This is a genomic window from Sediminibacterium roseum (assembly GCF_009939005.1).
Taxonomy (GTDB): Bacteria; Bacteroidota; Bacteroidia; order Chitinophagales; family Chitinophagaceae; genus Sediminibacterium; species Sediminibacterium roseum.
This window is the reverse complement of sequence record NZ_JAACJS010000002.1, coordinates 630,511-648,307: the sequence shown is the minus strand read 5'-3', so window position 1 is coordinate 648,307 and position 17,797 is coordinate 630,511. Positions and strand designations below refer to the sequence as shown.

Here is a 17,797-nt window from a genome sequence, read left to right as displayed (position 1 = left end):
TAACGCCACCCCATCATGAAGATCAATTCAGCCAAATACCTTATTTCTTCCGCACAGATCAAACAATGCCCGAAGCCCGACAGGCCGGAGTATGCATTTATCGGGAGGAGCAACGTGGGGAAATCATCGCTCATCAACATGATCACCGGGCAGAAGGCGCTGGCGAAAACATCGGCAACACCAGGCAAAACGCAGCTCATCAATCATTTTGAAATAGAAAGTTCGTCTGCAGAAAAAGGCCCGAAAAGCAGGTGGTTCCTCGTGGATCTGCCGGGATACGGTTATGCCAAACGCTCCCAATCGGAACGTGCCCGTTGGGAAGAGATGATCAACGGGTACCTGCGCAAAAGAGAAAACCTCGTACAGGTATTTGTGCTCATCGACAGTCGCCACACCCCCCAGAAAAACGATCTTGAATTTGTGAGCCAGCTCGATCACTGGAAAGTAAACTTCAGCCTTGTATTCACCAAAACCGATAAAGAAAAACCCGCTGTTGTTGCCAGGAACATCCAGGCGTTTCTTGATAAACTAAAAGAGACCTGGCAATTCCTGCCAAGGCATTTTGTAACAAGCGCGGAAAAGAAGCTGGGCAGGGACGAGTTGTTACAATTCATCGAAAACTGCAACAAGGAAATACCAGGGTAAAAACCAACATCCAGGAACAGGAAGGAATTTAGAAAGGACAAGCGCCCGTTGGCAACGGGAGCGCCATCGCCAAAGAAACCATCAACCTGCGGGCCGCCTTAATTCACTGCTTTATCTGCGCAGCAACTGCTTGCAAAGGCCTCCGGTTTTGCCTTGAAGGCAAACCCCATCCCGAGAATATAACCCATTGCTTCGCGCAGCGCATCGTTGCTTTTGAACTGGGGATTGGTGTTGATATCGGCATGCACTTCCATATCAACATGGTGTTCGATAAAAAGATCGCAGAGCTCGTAAGCAATTTCAATGCTTTTGGCCACTTCTACCAGCATCCTTTCCTTGATGTGGAATTTCTGCTTTGTCTTTTCATTGTGGATGTACATAAAGCCACCGTTGTGCTCACGCAAAAAAACGATCACCGTCGCAAATTCGGTGTCTTCGCCTTTTACCTGGCTATCGGTGCCCACGCAGACTTTTAGTTTTACACCATTGGCGGCCTCTCTTTCAATGGCCTCCCGAACGGCATCCTTGATGGGTAACTGAATGTGCTCGCCGTTAAATTTTCTCCAGCGCATAGATTAAGGTTTTCCTAATTTACTGAGAAATACAGCACCAGCAAGGGTTTTAGCGTGATGTTATTATTAACACAAGTGGAAAAGCCACTGCGAACGCAGGCATAAAACTTAGTGCCAACCGGCTGATCGCCTGCGCACAGCTTGCAGCTTATACCCGCCTTCCCTATCTTCGCACGATGAAGGTGTCGGGTTTTACTTTTATCAAGAACGCAGTTGAATTTGGCTATCCCGTAGTGGAATCGATCCTGTCGGTACTGCCTTTGTGCGATGAAATGGTGGTGGCTGTAGGCGATTCTACCGATGGCACGCGTGAGCTCATCAGCAACATTCCTTCTTCCAAAATAAAGATCATCGATACCGTTTGGGATAAAAACCTGCGCCATGGCGGGGCCGTACTGGCCGACGAGACCAACAAAGCGCTGCAGGGCACGGCAACCGACGCCGATTGGTGCTTTTACATACAGGGCGATGAGGTACTGCACGAGAAATATTACAACACCATCAGCGAAGCGATGCTGCGCTGGAAAGACGATGCCGAAGTAGACGGGCTCCTTTTCAAATACAAACATTTTTATGGGTCGTACGATTATGTGGCCACTTCTTCGAGATGGTACCGCAACGAGATCCGGATCGTGCGCAGGAACCGATCGATCTATTCGTACCGCGATGCACAGGGGTTCAGGAAAGAAGACGACAAAAAACTAAAAGTAAGGGCCATCGATGCTTACATCTATCATTATGGCTGGGTGAGGCCGCCGCTTACCATGATGGACAAGACCCGCAACTTCGGCCATTACTGGGGTGGCGACAACATCACCGAAGAATTCACACGCGCCAACTCGGGAGCATTCGATTATTCAAAGATAGATGCGCTTGAAAAATTCAGGGAATCGCACCCGGCGGTGATGCGCGAAAGGATCGCGAAAATGAACTGGACATTCGACTATGATCTTTCTTACAACAACCTGACACTAAAAGATCATTTCAAAAACATCATGGAAAAATGGACGGGCATCAGGCCGTTCGATTACAAAAATTACATTTTGCTGCGCTGAACCCTATCTTTAACGCTCAAGCATCTACTATGACCACACCCTGCATACTTTGCGGCAACACCAACGGCAATGAGTTGTTCCAGGTAAAAGAGCTGCAGCTCGGGCTCGATGAATATTTCGAATACCAGCTTTGCGGCGCGTGTGGCAGTATGCAGTTGCAGGATGTACCGGGCAACCTGGGCAAATACTATCCGAACGAAGATTATTATTCTTTCAAACTCGATATGCAGCACCGCAGCAAACCCGATGCGTTGCGAAAGATCAAAACAGAATACCTGCTGTTTGGCAAAAACAAACTGGTGGGTGGATGGTTGTCGATCGGCTACAAACTCCCCGAGCAACTGCAATGGATGAAAGACGTTGGCGCAAAATTCGGCGATGCCATTCTTGATATCGGAACAGGCAACGGGAGCCTGCTGCTGCGCCTGTTTCAATTCGGCTTCACCAATTTAACAGGCATCGATCCTTTTATCGATGAGAGCCATACTTATGGCTCGATCAGGATTCTGAAAAAAGACATTTACGAAGTATCCGAACAATACGATGTGGTAATGATGCACCACTCGCTCGAACACATGTTCGAACCCAAAAAAGTACTGGCACAGGCCATGAACATCACCAAACCCGGCGGCAGTGTGATGATCCGCATACCGGTGATGGGAAATTATGGCTGGCAGAAATATGGCGTGTTCTGGTGCGGCATTGATGCGCCCAGGCACATCTTCATCCCGTCTGCCCATCAATTGCGCAAACTTGCAACGGATGCCGGTTTTGCAATAGAAAAATTTTATTACGACAGCAGCGACTACCTTATCTGGAGCAGTGAGCAATACATGAAAGGCATGCCGCTGCATGATCCCAAAAGCCATATGTTCAACAAAGACAACAGCAGTATGTTTTCAAAAGAAGACATCCACCGTTTCCGCGAACTGATGAAGACAGAAAATGAAAAAGGAAATGGCGACACCGCCGTGATCTGCCTGCGCAAACCCGCCTGATAATTTTATCGTTGTTCTCCACGGCTCAGTTTCCTGATCTCAACCACGCGGCTCAACAGGCTTTTGTTGGTGAATTGAAAAAGTGCCGCCTGGTGTTTCAACAAAAACAAAAACAGGGGCATTACAAATTTTCCATTTGCCTTTAATGAAAAAAGATCATATAGTTTTTCGTAAAAAGGCCTTTCCGCATCTCCGCAATTGTGCTTGAGAATATTGATCCAGTTTAATTTCTCTTCAAAATCGATGAACCTTTTTTCGTGAGGCCTTGTGGTTGTTTTTTGGGCGATGGTTGTGGTTACTGTTTTTGAATGCTGGCGATAGCGTGTGAGCACTTCGTCCAGATAAACGATCCCCGACAACGCAGTGGCTTTTGCTGCAAACCATATATCGTGCGGTATTTGTTGCGGGATGGGCAATACATGCTGCAACAATTCTCTTTTCACCAGCATCGCATGACCCCATACAACATTGCTGAACACAAAACCACGCGTATCGTTTGTATTTCCCAGCTTGCGCAGGCCGGATATTTTTTTATGGAGGCTCGCGCCTTGCTCATTTACCAGTTCGCTGTCGCTGTACACCAGCAAAGAATCTCCAATGGCGCCGTATAATTTCTCGATTTTCCCGGGGAGCCAGACATCATCCTGGTCGCTGAATGCAATACAGTCCCCGTTCGCCTGGCCGGCAGCGTACTCGAAATTGGCAACGGCGCCGAGGTTTTTTTGCTGGTAAGTGATCCTGAACCTTGGATCGTTTTCATACTTCGACAGAATGGACCGCGTGCCATCGGTTGAATGGTCGTCTGAAACAACGATCTCGATGTTTTTCCAGCTTTGCTGCAGCAACGAACCGATCTGCTCCTGCAAAAAAGCCTCACCGTTGTAGGTGCAGAGTACTATGGATATAAGTGATTCCTGGGTCACAGTAATTTTTTATAAACATCAATGTATTCGCCGGCTGCTTTATCCCAACTGAACAGTGCCGCCTGTTGTTTTACTTTCCCGGGCCCGTTATCGTTTGCGAAATCCGTCATGCCGTTTGCAAAAACCTCCTGCATATGCGAAGGTTCAAAATTGCGGAAGTAATAAGCTGCATCGCCGCCCACTTCGGGCAGACTTGTTTTGTCTGAGATAAAAACGGGTTTGCCATGATACATGGCTTCGATCACCGGCAGGCCAAATCCTTCCGCATACGAAGGAAAAACAAAGGCCTCACAATTCCTGTAGTACCAATATTTTTCCTGTTCCGAAACAGGGCCTGTCATTTTTAAACGATCGCCCACACCTGCTTTTTTTGCCGCTGCGCGGATCTCGTCGCCGTAACCGTAATCATCGATCCCTGCGATCACCAGCTCCAGGTCGTTTCCTTCGAGCAGTGCAGGGAGCACATGAAAATTTTTCCGCGGCTGAATCAGTCCTATGGAAAACAAAAAAGGCCGCATTGGTTTGTATTTTGGCGAATCAAAACCGGGGTATTCGATCACATTGCATCCGTTGTAAACAACCGAAGAAGATACGCGGGAAAGATCCAGGTATTTTTTTGCTTCATCCAGCACAAAGGCCGAGATCGCCGTTACATGATCGGCGCGGTTAACCCGCGCCTGTGTTTCTTTGAGCAGGCGTTGGTTGCGTTTCACATTTTGCGCGTCTTCGATGAGGTAGCTGAAATCGTGCAGCGTATACACCACTTTTGTTCGCTGGTTGAACGGCCGGTACCAGGATAGCTGGGTGGTGATGTGCCAGAGATCAAAACGCGAGGTGCTGGGTTTGAAAAACTTGTCGACCGACTTATGCGCCACATACTTCTCCTGGTCGCCAAAAACACCAAAGTCTTTTTCGGGCAGGTAAAAATTCCACTGCATTCCTTCGTGGGGCACCCGGGTGAGCGCTTTTCCAAGGTTTTTGGAAAAACTGTACAAACCGTTGTACGGGTTGCTTTTCAAGCGGTGCATATCAATCAGGACGTGACGCATGTGGCCATTTTGGGGTAAAAGTAAGCCTCCCGCAACGGATTCAGCAATCTTGCCGGCGGTACAGCAGAAACTTTGGCACTTTTTGATAAATAGTACGGAAATTGTTCCTCTTAGACCTCACAAACTACTCTTCATGAAATTATTGTTACGGTACCTCGCTCCCTATAAATGGCTCGTGTTGCTGGCGCTCCTGCTCGCGGCCATCAACCAATCGTTCTCCATGCTGGATCCGCTCTTCTTTGGAAGGTTGCTGGATCAGTATGCCATGCACCCCTTTGAAAAAGGACATTTTGACGCTAATAAAAAATTCGTGGCCGATGCCGTCAGAACGCAATCGGAATTTATCTGGGGCGTACTGGGTTTCCTGGGTATCCTCATCAGCGTTGCCATGGTTTCCAGGATCGCGAAGGCGTTCCAGGATTATTTCAGCAACGTGGTGGTTCAAAAATTTGGCGCCAAAATTTTTACCGATGGCCTGCGCCATTCGATGAAACTGCCTTACCAGGAGTTTGAGGACCAGCGAAGCGGCGAAACACTGTCCATTCTCACCAAAGTGAGAACAGATACGGAGAAATTCATCATCTCGTTCATCAATGTATTGTTCAGCATCATCGTTGGTATCGTTTTTATTTCGATCTATTCGTTCAACCTGCATTGGTCCATCATGCCAATCTACGTAGTGGGCATTGTTTTGTTGTCGCTGCTCACCAGTTTCCTCAGTAAGAAGATCAAAGTGATACAGAAAAGCATTGTGAAAGAAACCACCATGCTGGCCGGTACAACCACCGAGAGCCTCCGCAACATAGAACTGGTAAAAAGCCTGGGGTTAACGGGGCAGGAGATCGACCGGCTCAATAAAAACACCTATAAAATATTGGGGCTCGAATTGAGAAAAGTAAAAAGCATCCGAACCCTGAGTTTTATCCAGGGCACATTTGTGAACTTCCTGCGCCAGGTGATCATGTTCATGCTGCTTTGGCTCGTATGGGGCGGAAAGATCACTGCCGGTGAGGTGATGACGCTGACCTTTTATTCGTTCTTTATTTTCGGGCCGTTGCAGGAGATCGGCAACATCATTCTCTCCTACCGCGAGGCGGAGGCATCCCTCAATAATTTTCACAACCTTATGCAGAAGCCATCGGAGCCAACACCCGTGCACCCGGCCCACATCGGGGCAATTGAAAAATTATCTTTCCAGAACATTTCATTCAAACACCAGACCGCGCAGTTCAAGGCGCTGGATAACATCAGTTTCGAAGTAAAACAAGGCGAAAGCATCGCCTTTGTTGGCCCAAGCGGCGCAGGAAAAAGTACGCTGATGAAATTGCTGGTTGGATTGTATCATACACAGCAGGGAACCATTTTATACAATGGCATCGACAGCAAAGACATCATGTTTGATGAGCTGCGCGGACAGATCGGTTTTGTAACGCAGGACACGCAACTGTTTGCCGGAACGATACGCGAAAATTTATTGTTCGTGGCGCCGGATTCATCAGATGAAGAACTGGTGGAAGCCCTGCACAAAGCGAGTTGCGACAACCTGCTTGCCAAAGCCGAAAAAGGTCTCGACACAATGATCGGCGAAGGGGGATTGAAACTGAGCGGCGGAGAAAAACAACGCCTTTCCATCGCGCGCGCATTGCTGCGCCACCCGCACCTCCTGATCTTTGACGAAGCAACCTCATCGCTCGACAGCATTACAGAAGAAGAGATCACCAACACGATCCAGCGCATCTCTGCCGAGAAAGAGCAGATCACCGTGATGATCGCGCACCGCCTCAGTACCATCATGCATGCAGACAGGATCCATGTGCTTGAAAAAGGACAGATCGTGGAAACCGGCAGCCACGCACAGCTGCTCGAAGAAAAAGGACTGTACTATGCAATGTGGAGGCAGCAGATTGGTGAAAGAAAGATGTAACACAACATTGAATAAAGGATAACGAACGGCGAATGCAGGAATGTGTTCGCCGTTCTGCTATTCAAACTTCCGCTTGATATAATCGATCACCGAAGGATCCTCCAATCCTTCCATATCACTCAGCTCCAGTTCAAGCGCCCTTGTGCTGAGCTGTATCTCAAGTAACGACAAACCAAGCGATCCCGAAAAACTGATGAGGCTGAAGGCAAATACAATGTTCGCGGCCGTCATGGATCCGATGTAGATGAGATACATGCAAAGAATACAACTCAAAAAAGTAACCACGCCCAATGCCTGCATATTCTTGATCAGCTTGAGCCGGTAACGCAGGTTTTTGATCTGTCCATGGATGATGTGTTTCTGTTCGTGGTTCTGGTATTTGTCGTGCAGGCTCCTCACCCTGTTAGACAAAGCAAGAAAACGGTTTGTATACGCCAGCATAATGAGGCTGATGGCGGGAAACAACAATGCAGGCGTGTTGATCGATATGTCCATATCCCCAATTTACTAAAGAACCACGGAAAACCTGCATTTTGGAAAAATCATCAAAATTTTTATTTTGCCGATCAAAATAATATTTTAGATTTGTCTAAATTTTTATTTAAACCAATGAAGAAAATCTTGGTACTGGGTGTGTTACTTGCAGCGATCGGTTTCGCGGTATCGTGCAGTAAGTTCCAGCCTGCGCTCCCGCCAGACGATGAAACATTGGATGGCCCCGTAGAAGGACTTACCCACGCAGAAAACGCACAACACCTGCGCGGCGATGTTGCCTTTACGGATGAGGTTTTTACCAGAACAACCGGTCTCGGCCCCATATTCGTTGCCACAAGCTGCGGAAGTTGTCATGCGGGCGAAGGAAAAGGGCATCCATTTACCACACTTACCAGGTTTGGCCAGACAGACAGTACGGGGAACAAGTTCATGCATCTGGGTGGGCCACAACTGCAGGACAGGGCATTACCCGGCTTTACACCTGAGCAGATTCCTGCGGGCGCAACCTCATCCAGGTTTTTGCCGCCGGCTAATTCCGGCCTGGGTTTTATAGAGCTGGTGTCAGATGCAGACATCATTGCCCTGAGCGATCCGAATGATGCAAACGGCGACGGCATAAAAGGCGTACCGAATTGGAACCATGTTCCGGCGTACGTCAACATCCGGCCCAATGCCATCACGCGCAATGGCAAATACATCTGCCGCTTTGGAAAAAAAGGAAGCGTGTACGACCTGCTGCAACAGACGGTGAATGCATACAACCAGGACATGGGTATTACTTCTTCATTTGAACCAAGGGATGTTTACTCGGGTGTTGACATTGAACCGGAGATCTCGCTGAACAAGGTACAGGATGTTGTTTTTTACCTTCGAACATTAAAAGTACCCATCCAGCGCAATGCGAACGATGCGGACGTGATCGCAGGCAAACAACTTTTCATCAGCGCCAATTGTTCCGGTTGCCACACGCCGGAACTAAAAACGGGTACCTCACCGATCGCAGCCTTATCCAACAAAATATTCTCTCCCTATACCGACCTCCTGTTGCATGATATGGGGCCCGGGCTCGATGATGGTTACACCGAGGGCACGGCCAAAACAAGCGAATGGCGAACACCCGCGTTGTGGGGACTGGGCCTTTCGCCGAACTCGCAGGGCGGTCAATATTTTTTAATGCACGATGGGCGCGCGAGATCCATTGAAGAAGCCATTCAACTGCATGGAGGAGAAGCAACACGTTCCAGGAACAATTTCAATGCGCTTTCTGATGCAGACAAACAAAAACTCATTCGTTTTCTAAAAAGTTTATAATGAACAGGAGGAAATTCATATCAACGGGCTGTATCAGCTGTTTGAGCGGCGGCTTGTTGTTATCGGTGCTGGAAAGCTGCGGCACATCCAAAATGATCAATGCATCCATTGTTGATGCAGACATGATCGTTCCTTTGAAACATTTTGCAAACAGGAAAGAGAACGGCTACAAAAACTACCTGGTTGTTCAGAACGAAAAACTGCAATACCCGATCTGCATCTACCGCATCAATGAAAACACGTACCACGCGCTGCTGATGAAATGCACACACCAAGGCGCGGAGCTCCAGGTGTTTGGCGATAAACTGCAATGCCCGGCGCACGGCAGCGAATTCAACAACAATGGAACCGTAGCGGGTGGCCCGGCGGCAAATCCTTTGAGGAGCCTGCCTGTTACCATCCAAAACAACGAATTAAAAATTTCCCTGCGCGCATGATAAGATTTTGGTACATACTGTTTATTTTTTTGTCTGTCTCCGCAGGAGCGCAGATCGATCCAACGCTTTTAAAACGTGTTCCCAAAGACACCAGCACCCGTTTGTTGAACATGGATGCGATCTACAACAGGCCCGCACTTAAGTTTGATAAACTGCCGGTATCGTTAGGCGGTTATGTAGAGAGCAACTGGCAGCACATGGCAACAGATGGTATTTCGGAAGGACACCAATTCCAGTTCAGAAGGGTTACCCTGTTTGTTTCTTCAACCATTTCAAAAAGGATAAAATTTTTATCCGAAATCGAATTCGAACCGGCCGAAAAGGAAGTGGCCGTTGAATTTGCAGCGGTTGATGTTGAGTTCCACCCGATGTTCAACCTCCGCGCCGGAATGATCGTGAACCCGATCGGCGCCTTTAACCAGAACCACGACGGGCCCAAATGGGAGTTTACCGACAGGCCCATCTCTGCAACCCAACTACTGCCGGCCACCTGGAGCAATACCGGTTTTGGCGTGTATGGAAAAAATTACAAAAACGACTGGATGTTTGGTTACGAATTTTATCTCTCCAGTGGTTTTGACAATTCCATCATCGAAAACAACCTGAATAAAACCTACCTGCCCGCTTCCAAAGACAATACCGAACGTTTTGAAGAAAGTGCATCGGGCGAACCACTGGTTACCGCGAAGATTGCTTTAAAGAATACAAAGCTCGGCGAGATCGGGCTTTCGTACATGGGTGGCGCCTACAACAAATTCAAAGACGATGGCATCATCATCGATCAGAAACGCAGGCTGGATGTGTTTGCCATTGACTTCAACACCACGATCAAAAAAACAAACACATTCATCACCGGGGAATGGGCCTGGATCTTTGTTGATGTGCCCGGAACATTTACACAACAATTCGGCAGCAAACAGAAAGGCGGTTTTGCCGACATCGTTCAACCCCTTGTGAAAAAAAGAATGCTCGGCTGGGATGATGCTGTGCTCAACCTTGCCTGCCGTTTGGAATATGTTGACTGGAACGTTGGCACCTTTAAACAGACAAACGAAAATATCGGCGATCATTTGTGGAGCATCATGCCCGCAATCAGTTTCCGCCCAACGGCGCAAACCGTTTTCAGGCTGAACTACAGGTTCCAGAAACAGGTGGATATTTTGAGCAATCCCCCGGCAACAACGGCAGGATTCAGTTTCGGCATCTCCACTTATTTTTAGCGGTGAAGCCAAAGCTGCGAGCCACAAGCATACTACAATGAACCTGTGGCTCGCAGTTTAATTATTTGATCTTCCATGAAAGCGGCACGTTGACCTTCACGCTGAAGTTCCTGCCCATATTGAAAACGCCGATCCTCCCGGTGATCACAGTTACGTCTGTATACTTCAAACGACTCAGGTGATTCTGGTAGGCCGCATCGAAAATATTGTTCAATGAAAGATTGATACCGAACAATGCTTTGCCCTTACTCATTACTTCCGTTCCTGCGCCGAAATTAAAAATGGTGTACCCTTCTGTTGGCGTTTCGGTACCATATGCGGTGAAGATGCGGTTTTGCGTGGCAACATTGTCCATTTCAAATTTGAAATAAAGATTGCGCAGGTCCTTCCCGGCTTTTTTAAAATCGGCGCGCAGTTCCGTCTCGAGTTTGGGTGATGGAACGAAAGGCAGTTTGTTTGATCCGTCAAAGCTTTGGTTGAAATGACCGGCAACCATTGAGAATGTATTTTCAAAATGAAGCCAGTCCAGGGGATGCGGGTGCAGGTCAAACTTCACTTCAAACCCAACCAGCGTTGCAGCAGCCTGCCTGAACTTAAACGCGCTGAGGTCTTCTCCATTTACATTCACCAGCGAGTCACCACCATTTACACTCTCGAGTTTGCCGTAAAAAATATAGTTGCGGATGTTGTTGTAAAACGCGTTCACCATCAAACCGAAATGTTGTGTATTCACTTCCAAACCTGCATCTGCCTGGAAAGAGGTTTCGGTTTTCAGGTTGTTGTCGCCAAACTCATACCGGTTGGTTCCTTCGTGTGCGCCATTGCTTGCCAGTTCGCTTACGCTTGGTGCCCTGAAACCGCGGGCCAGGTTGAGTTTCAGCGTTACCGCATCGCTTACCGTGTAGCCGAGCCCGATGCTTCCGCTGATGTTGCCGAACGATTTATCAAAGCCGGTGAATTTTACAATGCCCGCATCCGAAAAACTTTTGCCGTTTACAGATCTTGTATCGGCGCGCAGGCCGCCGCTCAACGTAAGGTTATCGTTGATCGATTTTTTTGTGTATACAAATGCACCGATGTCGAACTGGTTGTATTCCGGTATCAATACTTCTTCGGCGAGGTTGCGGTTTTGCTGGTACATACCCGTTACGCCGATCGATGTTTTCCAGCCCGCTTTTTCTGCAAATGAATATTGAAGATTGTAGTTCACGGTTTGCAGGTCAAAATGCAGGTCCGGTGTATTGGGCGCCGAAGGATCGCCGAATTCCCTTCGCTGGTTGCGCTGGTAGCCGATGTTGACCGCCAGCCTGTCTCTTCCAAACGAAAAATTATTATCGCTTGCGATCTTGAAATGCTGCACGTGCTGGTACGGCGTCATCATACCCCTGCTGTCGAGCTCCGCCTGTGTGGCTTCGTGTGCAAAAGATGTTTCAGGATAGGTGATGAACTTTCCGCTTACCGAATCCCTTGTTCCCTCCACCACACCGATGTGCTGGTTAAAATTGCTTACGAGCAAATGACTGTATCCCCATGATTTGTTGATACCGATATAACCGCCAAAATTCTTTTCATAAAAACGGCTGTTGAGAACTTTGCCATCGTATTTGTTCTGGTAATCGCCCGCAGATTTTGATGTTCCGTAAATGTTCCAGTTGAAACCGTTGTTGAGATGCCCCGCAAGGTTTGCACTTGCACCATACATTGCATTGTTCCCGTTGAATGTGCCCATCACATTTCCTTTGATGGTGCCTTGTTCAACCGGTACATTGGTAATAAGATGCACAACACCCGCCATTGCATCGCTGCCATAGAACAACGATGCGGGGCCCTTGAGCACTTCTATTTTCTGAACGCTGTATTCATCGATCTCGATTCCATGTTCGTCGCCCCATTGCTGCCCTTCCTGGCGAACGCCATCGTGAACGGTAACCACGCGGTTGTAGCCGAGGCCGCGGATCACGGGTTTGGAAATGGCAGGGCCCGTTGATAAGCCCGAAACACCGGGCACAATTTTACTGATGGCATCGATCACATTGGTGGCGCTTGTCTGCATCAGGTCGCTTTTTTTAACGATCGAAACGGGCTGTGCAGACTGGCGCACCTTGGTTGCAGAGGCAACACCGGTTACGGTAACCGCTTCATTCTCTATGAATGTTTCTTTGAGCGAATAATTCTTCACGGTGTTCCCGGCAAGGGTAACCGTTTCAAGAACAGAAGCATACCCTTCAAAAGAAACCTCGACCAGGTATTTTCCTTCGGGAACGGGTGGTGTTTTGTAGGCGCCGTTTGCATCTGCAACCGTGCCTGTTTTGGCTTCGTGGAGATAGATCACGGCGCCGGCAAGGGGTTTGCCTGTTTTGGCATCCGTAACCGTTCCGCTCAAAACCGCATTGGCAGGATCGCCCGAAGCAAAAGACGGATGGGCGATCACCAAAAGAAAAGAGAACATAATAAGTGTGCGTGTAAACAAAGATTTCATAAATAACAGATAACGCATATGCACAGGGCATAAAGCAGGTTAATGAATGGGACCGGGCTGGTCCGTTTTACCAATAAAATTTCATTAACACGCAGGCGGGCCGCGGAGGGAGGAGCAGAACTGCTGGGTAGAATAAACGGCCTCAACATACACCCGTTTGTAAGCCGCAAAAGAGGTTTCAACCGTGGTATAAGCGGCTTCTGAAGAAGCCACGAACGGCGACTCGCTGATCAGGTTATCGCATTGACAGTTGAAAGAAGCAGTGCTCAATTGCGTGGGCGCCTGCTGTTCGGGAACGGAAGTTTTTACCCTGCCGTCGATGTGTGTGGCAACAAGGTTGTGCAACGTGATCTTCGGCGTAATACCAAACGCAAATACAGCCATGAAAAAGCCAGCCAGTAGTTTTCGTATGATCAATGATTTTGCCAACGATATTTTGTTACGTTGTTGCAAATGTAGGAGGTTTTGCCAAACGGCAAAATGATTCCGGAATTTTTGGGGAATTTTTGGGTGAAGGGCGGCTGGCAGGCGGTGAACACAAGAAAAAACAAGGACACACCGCATCCTCCGTTCCTGTTTCCATTACCGTTTTACCTACCTCGCCTTGATCATGGCCCTCACCTGCTGCGTGGCAAGGTTTTGCAAACGTGCATAATAAACACCCGTAGGCAAAGATTCGCCGTTGAACACAACAGTATAAGTTCCTGCCGTATATTCTTTGTCTGTAAGGTTTGCGATCACCCTTCCCGTGGTATCCATGATCTGTATCAGTGTATGGCCACCCGCTGTTGTAAAGGTGATAACGGTTGATGTTACAAACGGGTTTGGATAATTGCTGATCAGTTGCTCTCCCGAAAGGTTAACGGCCTTCTTACAGCCTCCGCCATTTACAATAGGCAGCACCTGGAAATTTTTGAGCATGATCTGTTCAAGGTCAAGGTCGTTCACACACAACCAGTTTGAAAGTATGGTTGAGTAGATGCTCCTGAAATCGTATTGAAAAGGAATGTTGTCGTTAACCGAAGCATTCGCGGGCAAGGTGGGTGAATCGCCCAACACGCCACCGATCACGTTTTTCCCGAATACAAACAAAGGCGCGGCCGAGCCGTGGTCGGTTCCTTCGCTGCCATTGCTTTTGATACGGCGGCCAAATTCGGAGAACGTCATTCCTACAACACGGTCCTGTATCTCTAAAAATTTGCAATCATCCTGGAACGCCCTGATCGCATCGCTTACCTGCCCGAGCAATGTGGCGTGGTAACCTTTTGTTTTATCGGCCGTATCTACCTGCGCAGAATGCGTATCAAAACCGCCGTAGCTAACCATGTAGATCCTTGTCTTCAACCCGCCTTTGATCAGCCTCGCCACAATCTTCAATTGATCGCCCAATGAATTTTTAACGGGGTACGCAACCTGCTGCACTGTTTTTGTTGCAGCTTGCTTGATCACTGTTGCATATTGTGTTGTCTGCTCTGCGATCATGCGTATGTATTTCAATTCTTTTCCCGCCGGGGTATTGGGTGCGGGATCTTCAATGCCATCTATAAGGTTGTAAAAATTGGTTGTGTTCGAAATACTCATTCCCATGCCCACCGCCGGGCCCTGCAGGGTTAACGAAGTTGCCGAACCGATCTGGATGGCCAGCGGGTCCGTCATAGTTGCATTGGGATAACCATTGGGGAAATTCGGGTATTCATAGTTAAGGTAGCGCCCCGCCCATCCCGTGTTCACCACCTTATCCGCATCGCTCGCACTCATCCAGATATCTGTTGCGCGGAAATGCGAATAGCTGGGCTTCGGGTAACCCACTGCCTGTATCACTTTCAGGTATCCCTGGTCGTACATCGATTTCAATCCCGTCATGGCCGGGTGCAATCCCGATTTCCCGTTCAGCGCCAGCAACGATTTTTCAGGTATGGCAATGTTGGCGCGTGCATTTACGTAACCGCTGTAATTGTCTATCGGCACCACCATGTTCAATCCATCGTTTCCTCCATTGAGTTGAATGATCACAAACACATGGTCTGTTTCCGTTACCGGCAATGCCAGCGATTTCATGATGTCTGTCTGCGCACTGTATGCCCTGAATGAAAAACCACTCAACAGCGATGGCAACAAAACACCGGTAGAAGTATTGCGTAAAAAATCTCTTCTTTTCATCGGTCAACAGTTTAAGCAAGTTGGTATTCGGAAAGATCCATGAGGTACTTCAACAGGTCGCGCAGGCGATTTTTTACTGTTGTGGCATTAGACAGGTTGGTGGGATTGCTGATGAACAGGTTCCACGCATCCGTCCAGTAATAGTCGCTGGCCTGTCCGCCCAGCAAAATATCCGTTTTCAATTGTGCCTTTGACGCTGCAGAAATATCCAGCCGGTAAATGATCTTCGTGATGTCGTTGATCAATGCGTTGGGATCCCCGGGATTGGGAAGTGTTTTCGCAAATTCAGCTGCGTCGATCGAGATCTTTTTCCCGTTGAATGTATAACCATTGCTCACCATCGCATCGGTAAACTGGTTGCGTTTGGGAAGCGTATCGGTATTGATCCAGGTCTCGTAAAACTGTGGCGCCTGGTAATACGCTTTCCACCCGCTCACATCGGGCGGGTCGCCGATGCTCTGCTGCATGTTGGCCGACCAGTTGGCGAGGTAATTGTAAAATCCATAATTCGAAACATAATCAGTGGCCGGCTGAAAGGCAACATTGAATTCCCTGCATGCGCCAACGATCAGCTCTACGGGACTTTTGATCAGGCAACCTTTTGCAAGCGCATCAAAAAAATGTTCGCTCTTCAGCAAGGTGTTCAGTACGGGAAGGATCTCGTAATTGTTTGTGCGCAGTAAGTTGGCAAGCGGAACGATGATATTGGCCTCAACCGTATCATCGATGTCATAATAAACAAACCACCGGTAGAGCCTGCGGCAAATGTATTTGGCCACTTCCTGCGTGGCAAAGATCATGGTGAGCATGTCGTCGATCTCTTCATCGCCTGCGGTGGGTGAGTTTCGCCCTTGAATAATCGTATTGTTGTAGAACGATGAGAATTTCTTGTTGCCGGTATCGTGTCGTTTGATGTCGAAAAAAGAAGTAAGTGTGACCGGATCGTTTCTCCAGCCCGTTAAAACCTGTGCCGCTGCGCGTACATCGTCTTCGGTATAGAGCGAGTCGGGCCCTTTGCCGCAGCAAAACAGTTCCTGCAGTTCACGGCCATAGTTCTCATCCGGTGCATTCTTTGTGTTCCGTTCGCCGTTGAGGTAAACGAGCATGGCGGGGTCCAGCGTAACGGCTTTCACCAATGATTTGAAATTTCCCAGCGCATTGGCGCGAAGCAACGCATGGTGTTTGTAAATGAACCGGGCGTTGCCGATCACATTGGTTTCGGTGGCGAAATGGTTGTGCCAGAACAGCGTCATTTTTTCGCGTACGCTTCTTTCCTGGTTGATCATCAGCCCCATCCACCATTTTTTAAAGGAAGCGATGCGCAGGCTGTTCACGCTGCCGTCTGTATTCGGATCGTCCACCCATGTGGCGCCCTGGGCAATATTGGTATCGGCCGCGGTGATGGGGTACTCTTTTACAGGCGGTGCGGGAGGGGCCGGGGGCACGGCGAGGATCTCGTCGACAGACTGCTGGAATGTTCTTGCTAAAAAATAATTGACATCCTGCCTGGTTGCGCCAAACAGGGTTCTCTTCAGCAGGTGAATCACTTCGGCTTCCGTCCATGCACCGCTGAAGGCCGCGAGCCCGCCATTGGGAGGCGGCGCCTGCACAACCGGAGCAGCGAGCGGTACGGGCGAAGAAGCGATGCCGGATCTAAAAAAGGCTCTTCTGTCCATAAACTGTTACTAAGGTGTTAAGGAGATACAGTTGAGGAACAATGTGTTGCCCGGTAACAAAACAAATCATTTGTTTGGTTTTGCGCCCACGGATTAAAAAAATTTAATCTCCTGCCGAAGCATTGGCGATACCGGATGCCCGTACCGTTTCGCCCCTCAAAACTGTGGAAACACCCGCCGGTAAAGAATTTGATGGGGAAATGCAGCTTTGTAAAGGGATTAATGTCATATATTTAGGGTAAACATCCCCTTCATGACAGAACAAGCCATCATTACAGGCTGTTTGCATAACGATCCGTCGGCGCAACGCGAACTGTATAACCGCTACAGCCCCAAAATGCTGAGTGTGTGTTACCGCTTCGGGCAGAGCCGTGAAGATGCGGAAGACATGTTGCAGGAAGGTTTTATCAAAGTGTTTACCCAGATACATACGTTTCAAAACAAAGGGGCTTTCGAAGGGTGGATCCGGAGGATCATTGTTCATACCTGCATCAACTTTTTAAAGAAACACAAAAAGTTCAATGAAAGTGTTGATCTCGCGTATGCCAACTCGCTGCATGTAAAAGAAGAGACCATTCCTTCCATCATGCAGGCCAGGCAGATCGTTGAATGCATCAGGTTGCTGCCGATCGGCTACCGCACGGTTCTTAACCTGTATGCATTGGAAGGATACAGCCATAAGGAAATTGGTGAAATGCTCGACATCGAAGAGAGTACGAGCCGCAGCCAGTATACCAGGTCGAAAGCCATGCTGGAAATGATCCTCATCAGGAAGAAGATCATCGAAAAACCAAAAGAAGATTTCAATTGGCTGGCAGCACTGAAAAACAAGTAAGTAGTGTTTGATTGCGTT

At 48.4% G+C, this 17,797-nt stretch carries 16 protein-coding genes; 8 read left to right on the top strand and 8 right to left on the bottom strand.

The features are described 5' to 3' along the window. Positions 1-15: 15 nt before the first annotated feature. Positions 16-645, top strand: a complete 630-nt coding sequence (gene yihA / locus GWC95_RS02790; RefSeq protein WP_161817141.1) for a ribosome biogenesis GTP-binding protein YihA/YsxC — start codon at positions 16-18, stop codon at positions 643-645. A gap of 98 nt (positions 646-743) precedes the next feature. Here the strand turns inward: yihA and GWC95_RS02785 are convergent, their stop codons facing one another. Beyond that, positions 744-1,217: a ribonuclease H-like YkuK family protein gene (locus GWC95_RS02785; protein WP_161817140.1), complete on the bottom strand. Its 474-nt coding sequence runs from the start codon at positions 1,215-1,217 to the stop codon at positions 744-746. A 176-nt stretch (positions 1,218-1,393) separates the two neighbouring features. Here GWC95_RS02785 and GWC95_RS02780 point away from each other — a divergent pair, with 176 nt between their 5' ends. Beyond that, positions 1,394-2,272: a glycosyltransferase family protein gene (locus GWC95_RS02780; RefSeq protein ID WP_161817139.1), complete on the top strand. Its 879-nt coding sequence runs from the start codon at positions 1,394-1,396 to the stop codon at positions 2,270-2,272. A gap of 29 nt (positions 2,273-2,301) precedes the next feature. Beyond that, complete coding sequence (locus GWC95_RS02775) at positions 2,302-3,270, top strand: class I SAM-dependent methyltransferase (RefSeq protein ID WP_161817138.1); 969 nt, start codon at positions 2,302-2,304, stop codon at positions 3,268-3,270. Between the two features lie 5 nt (positions 3,271-3,275). On the opposite strand, the gene GWC95_RS02770 is transcribed toward GWC95_RS02775, so the two are convergent. Beyond that, entirely contained in the window at positions 3,276-4,193 is a 918-nt protein-coding gene (locus GWC95_RS02770; RefSeq protein ID WP_161817137.1) for a glycosyltransferase family 2 protein, read from the bottom strand. Continuing rightward, positions 4,190-5,242, bottom strand: a complete 1,053-nt coding sequence (locus tag GWC95_RS02765; RefSeq protein WP_161817136.1) for a glycosyltransferase family 4 protein — start codon at positions 5,240-5,242, stop codon at positions 4,190-4,192. The genes GWC95_RS02770 and GWC95_RS02765 overlap by 4 nt, the downstream gene beginning before the upstream one ends. A 133-nt stretch (positions 5,243-5,375) precedes the next feature. Between GWC95_RS02765 and GWC95_RS02760 the strand changes: the two genes are divergently transcribed. Then, positions 5,376-7,166 carry an ABC transporter ATP-binding protein gene (locus GWC95_RS02760; RefSeq protein WP_161817135.1) on the top strand — a complete coding sequence of 597 codons (1,791 nt, stop codon included), beginning with the start codon at positions 5,376-5,378 and terminating at the stop codon, positions 7,164-7,166. Between the two features lie 57 nt (positions 7,167-7,223). Here GWC95_RS02760 and GWC95_RS02755 read toward each other — a convergent pair whose 3' ends face one another. Beyond that, positions 7,224-7,661 carry a DUF2721 domain-containing protein gene (locus GWC95_RS02755; protein WP_161817134.1) on the bottom strand — a complete coding sequence of 146 codons (438 nt, stop codon included), beginning with the start codon at positions 7,659-7,661 and terminating at the stop codon, positions 7,224-7,226. 114 nt (positions 7,662-7,775) lie between these two features. Between GWC95_RS02755 and GWC95_RS02750 the strand changes: the two genes are divergently transcribed. From GWC95_RS02750 to GWC95_RS02740, 3 genes are read left to right on the top strand one after another with little or no spacing between them, the layout of a single operon-like run. Next, positions 7,776-8,972 carry a di-heme oxidoredictase family protein gene (locus tag GWC95_RS02750; protein WP_161817133.1) on the top strand — a complete coding sequence of 399 codons (1,197 nt, stop codon included), beginning with the start codon at positions 7,776-7,778 and terminating at the stop codon, positions 8,970-8,972. After that, positions 8,972-9,409: a Rieske (2Fe-2S) protein gene (locus tag GWC95_RS02745; protein ID WP_161817132.1), complete on the top strand. Its 438-nt coding sequence runs from the start codon at positions 8,972-8,974 to the stop codon at positions 9,407-9,409. The genes GWC95_RS02750 and GWC95_RS02745 overlap by 1 nt, the downstream gene beginning before the upstream one ends. Next, positions 9,406-10,629, top strand: a complete 1,224-nt coding sequence (locus GWC95_RS02740; RefSeq protein ID WP_161817131.1) for a hypothetical protein — start codon at positions 9,406-9,408, stop codon at positions 10,627-10,629. Before GWC95_RS02745 ends, GWC95_RS02740 begins: the two co-directional genes overlap by 4 nt. 61 nt (positions 10,630-10,690) lie before the next feature. Here GWC95_RS02740 and GWC95_RS02735 read toward each other — a convergent pair whose 3' ends face one another. The 4 genes from GWC95_RS02735 to GWC95_RS02720 form a co-directional block, all read right to left on the bottom strand. After that, positions 10,691-13,108 carry a TonB-dependent receptor gene (locus GWC95_RS02735; protein WP_237722044.1) on the bottom strand — a complete coding sequence of 806 codons (2,418 nt, stop codon included), beginning with the start codon at positions 13,106-13,108 and terminating at the stop codon, positions 10,691-10,693. A gap of 84 nt (positions 13,109-13,192) precedes the next feature. Continuing rightward, positions 13,193-13,561: a hypothetical protein gene (locus tag GWC95_RS02730; RefSeq protein WP_161817130.1), complete on the bottom strand. Its 369-nt coding sequence runs from the start codon at positions 13,559-13,561 to the stop codon at positions 13,193-13,195. A gap of 141 nt (positions 13,562-13,702) precedes the next feature. After that, entirely contained in the window at positions 13,703-15,268 is a 1,566-nt protein-coding gene (locus GWC95_RS02725) for a DUF1501 domain-containing protein (RefSeq protein ID WP_161817129.1), read from the bottom strand. A gap of 11 nt (positions 15,269-15,279) precedes the next feature. Next, entirely contained in the window at positions 15,280-16,944 is a 1,665-nt protein-coding gene (locus GWC95_RS02720) for a DUF1800 domain-containing protein (protein WP_161817128.1), read from the bottom strand. Positions 16,945-17,197: 253 nt separating this feature from the next. On the opposite strand from GWC95_RS02720, the gene GWC95_RS02715 reads away from it, so the two are divergent. Continuing rightward, positions 17,198-17,779 (top strand): RNA polymerase sigma factor, encoded by a 582-nt coding sequence (locus GWC95_RS02715; protein WP_161817127.1) that lies wholly within the window; start codon positions 17,198-17,200, stop codon positions 17,777-17,779. Positions 17,780-17,797: the final 18 nt, after the last annotated feature.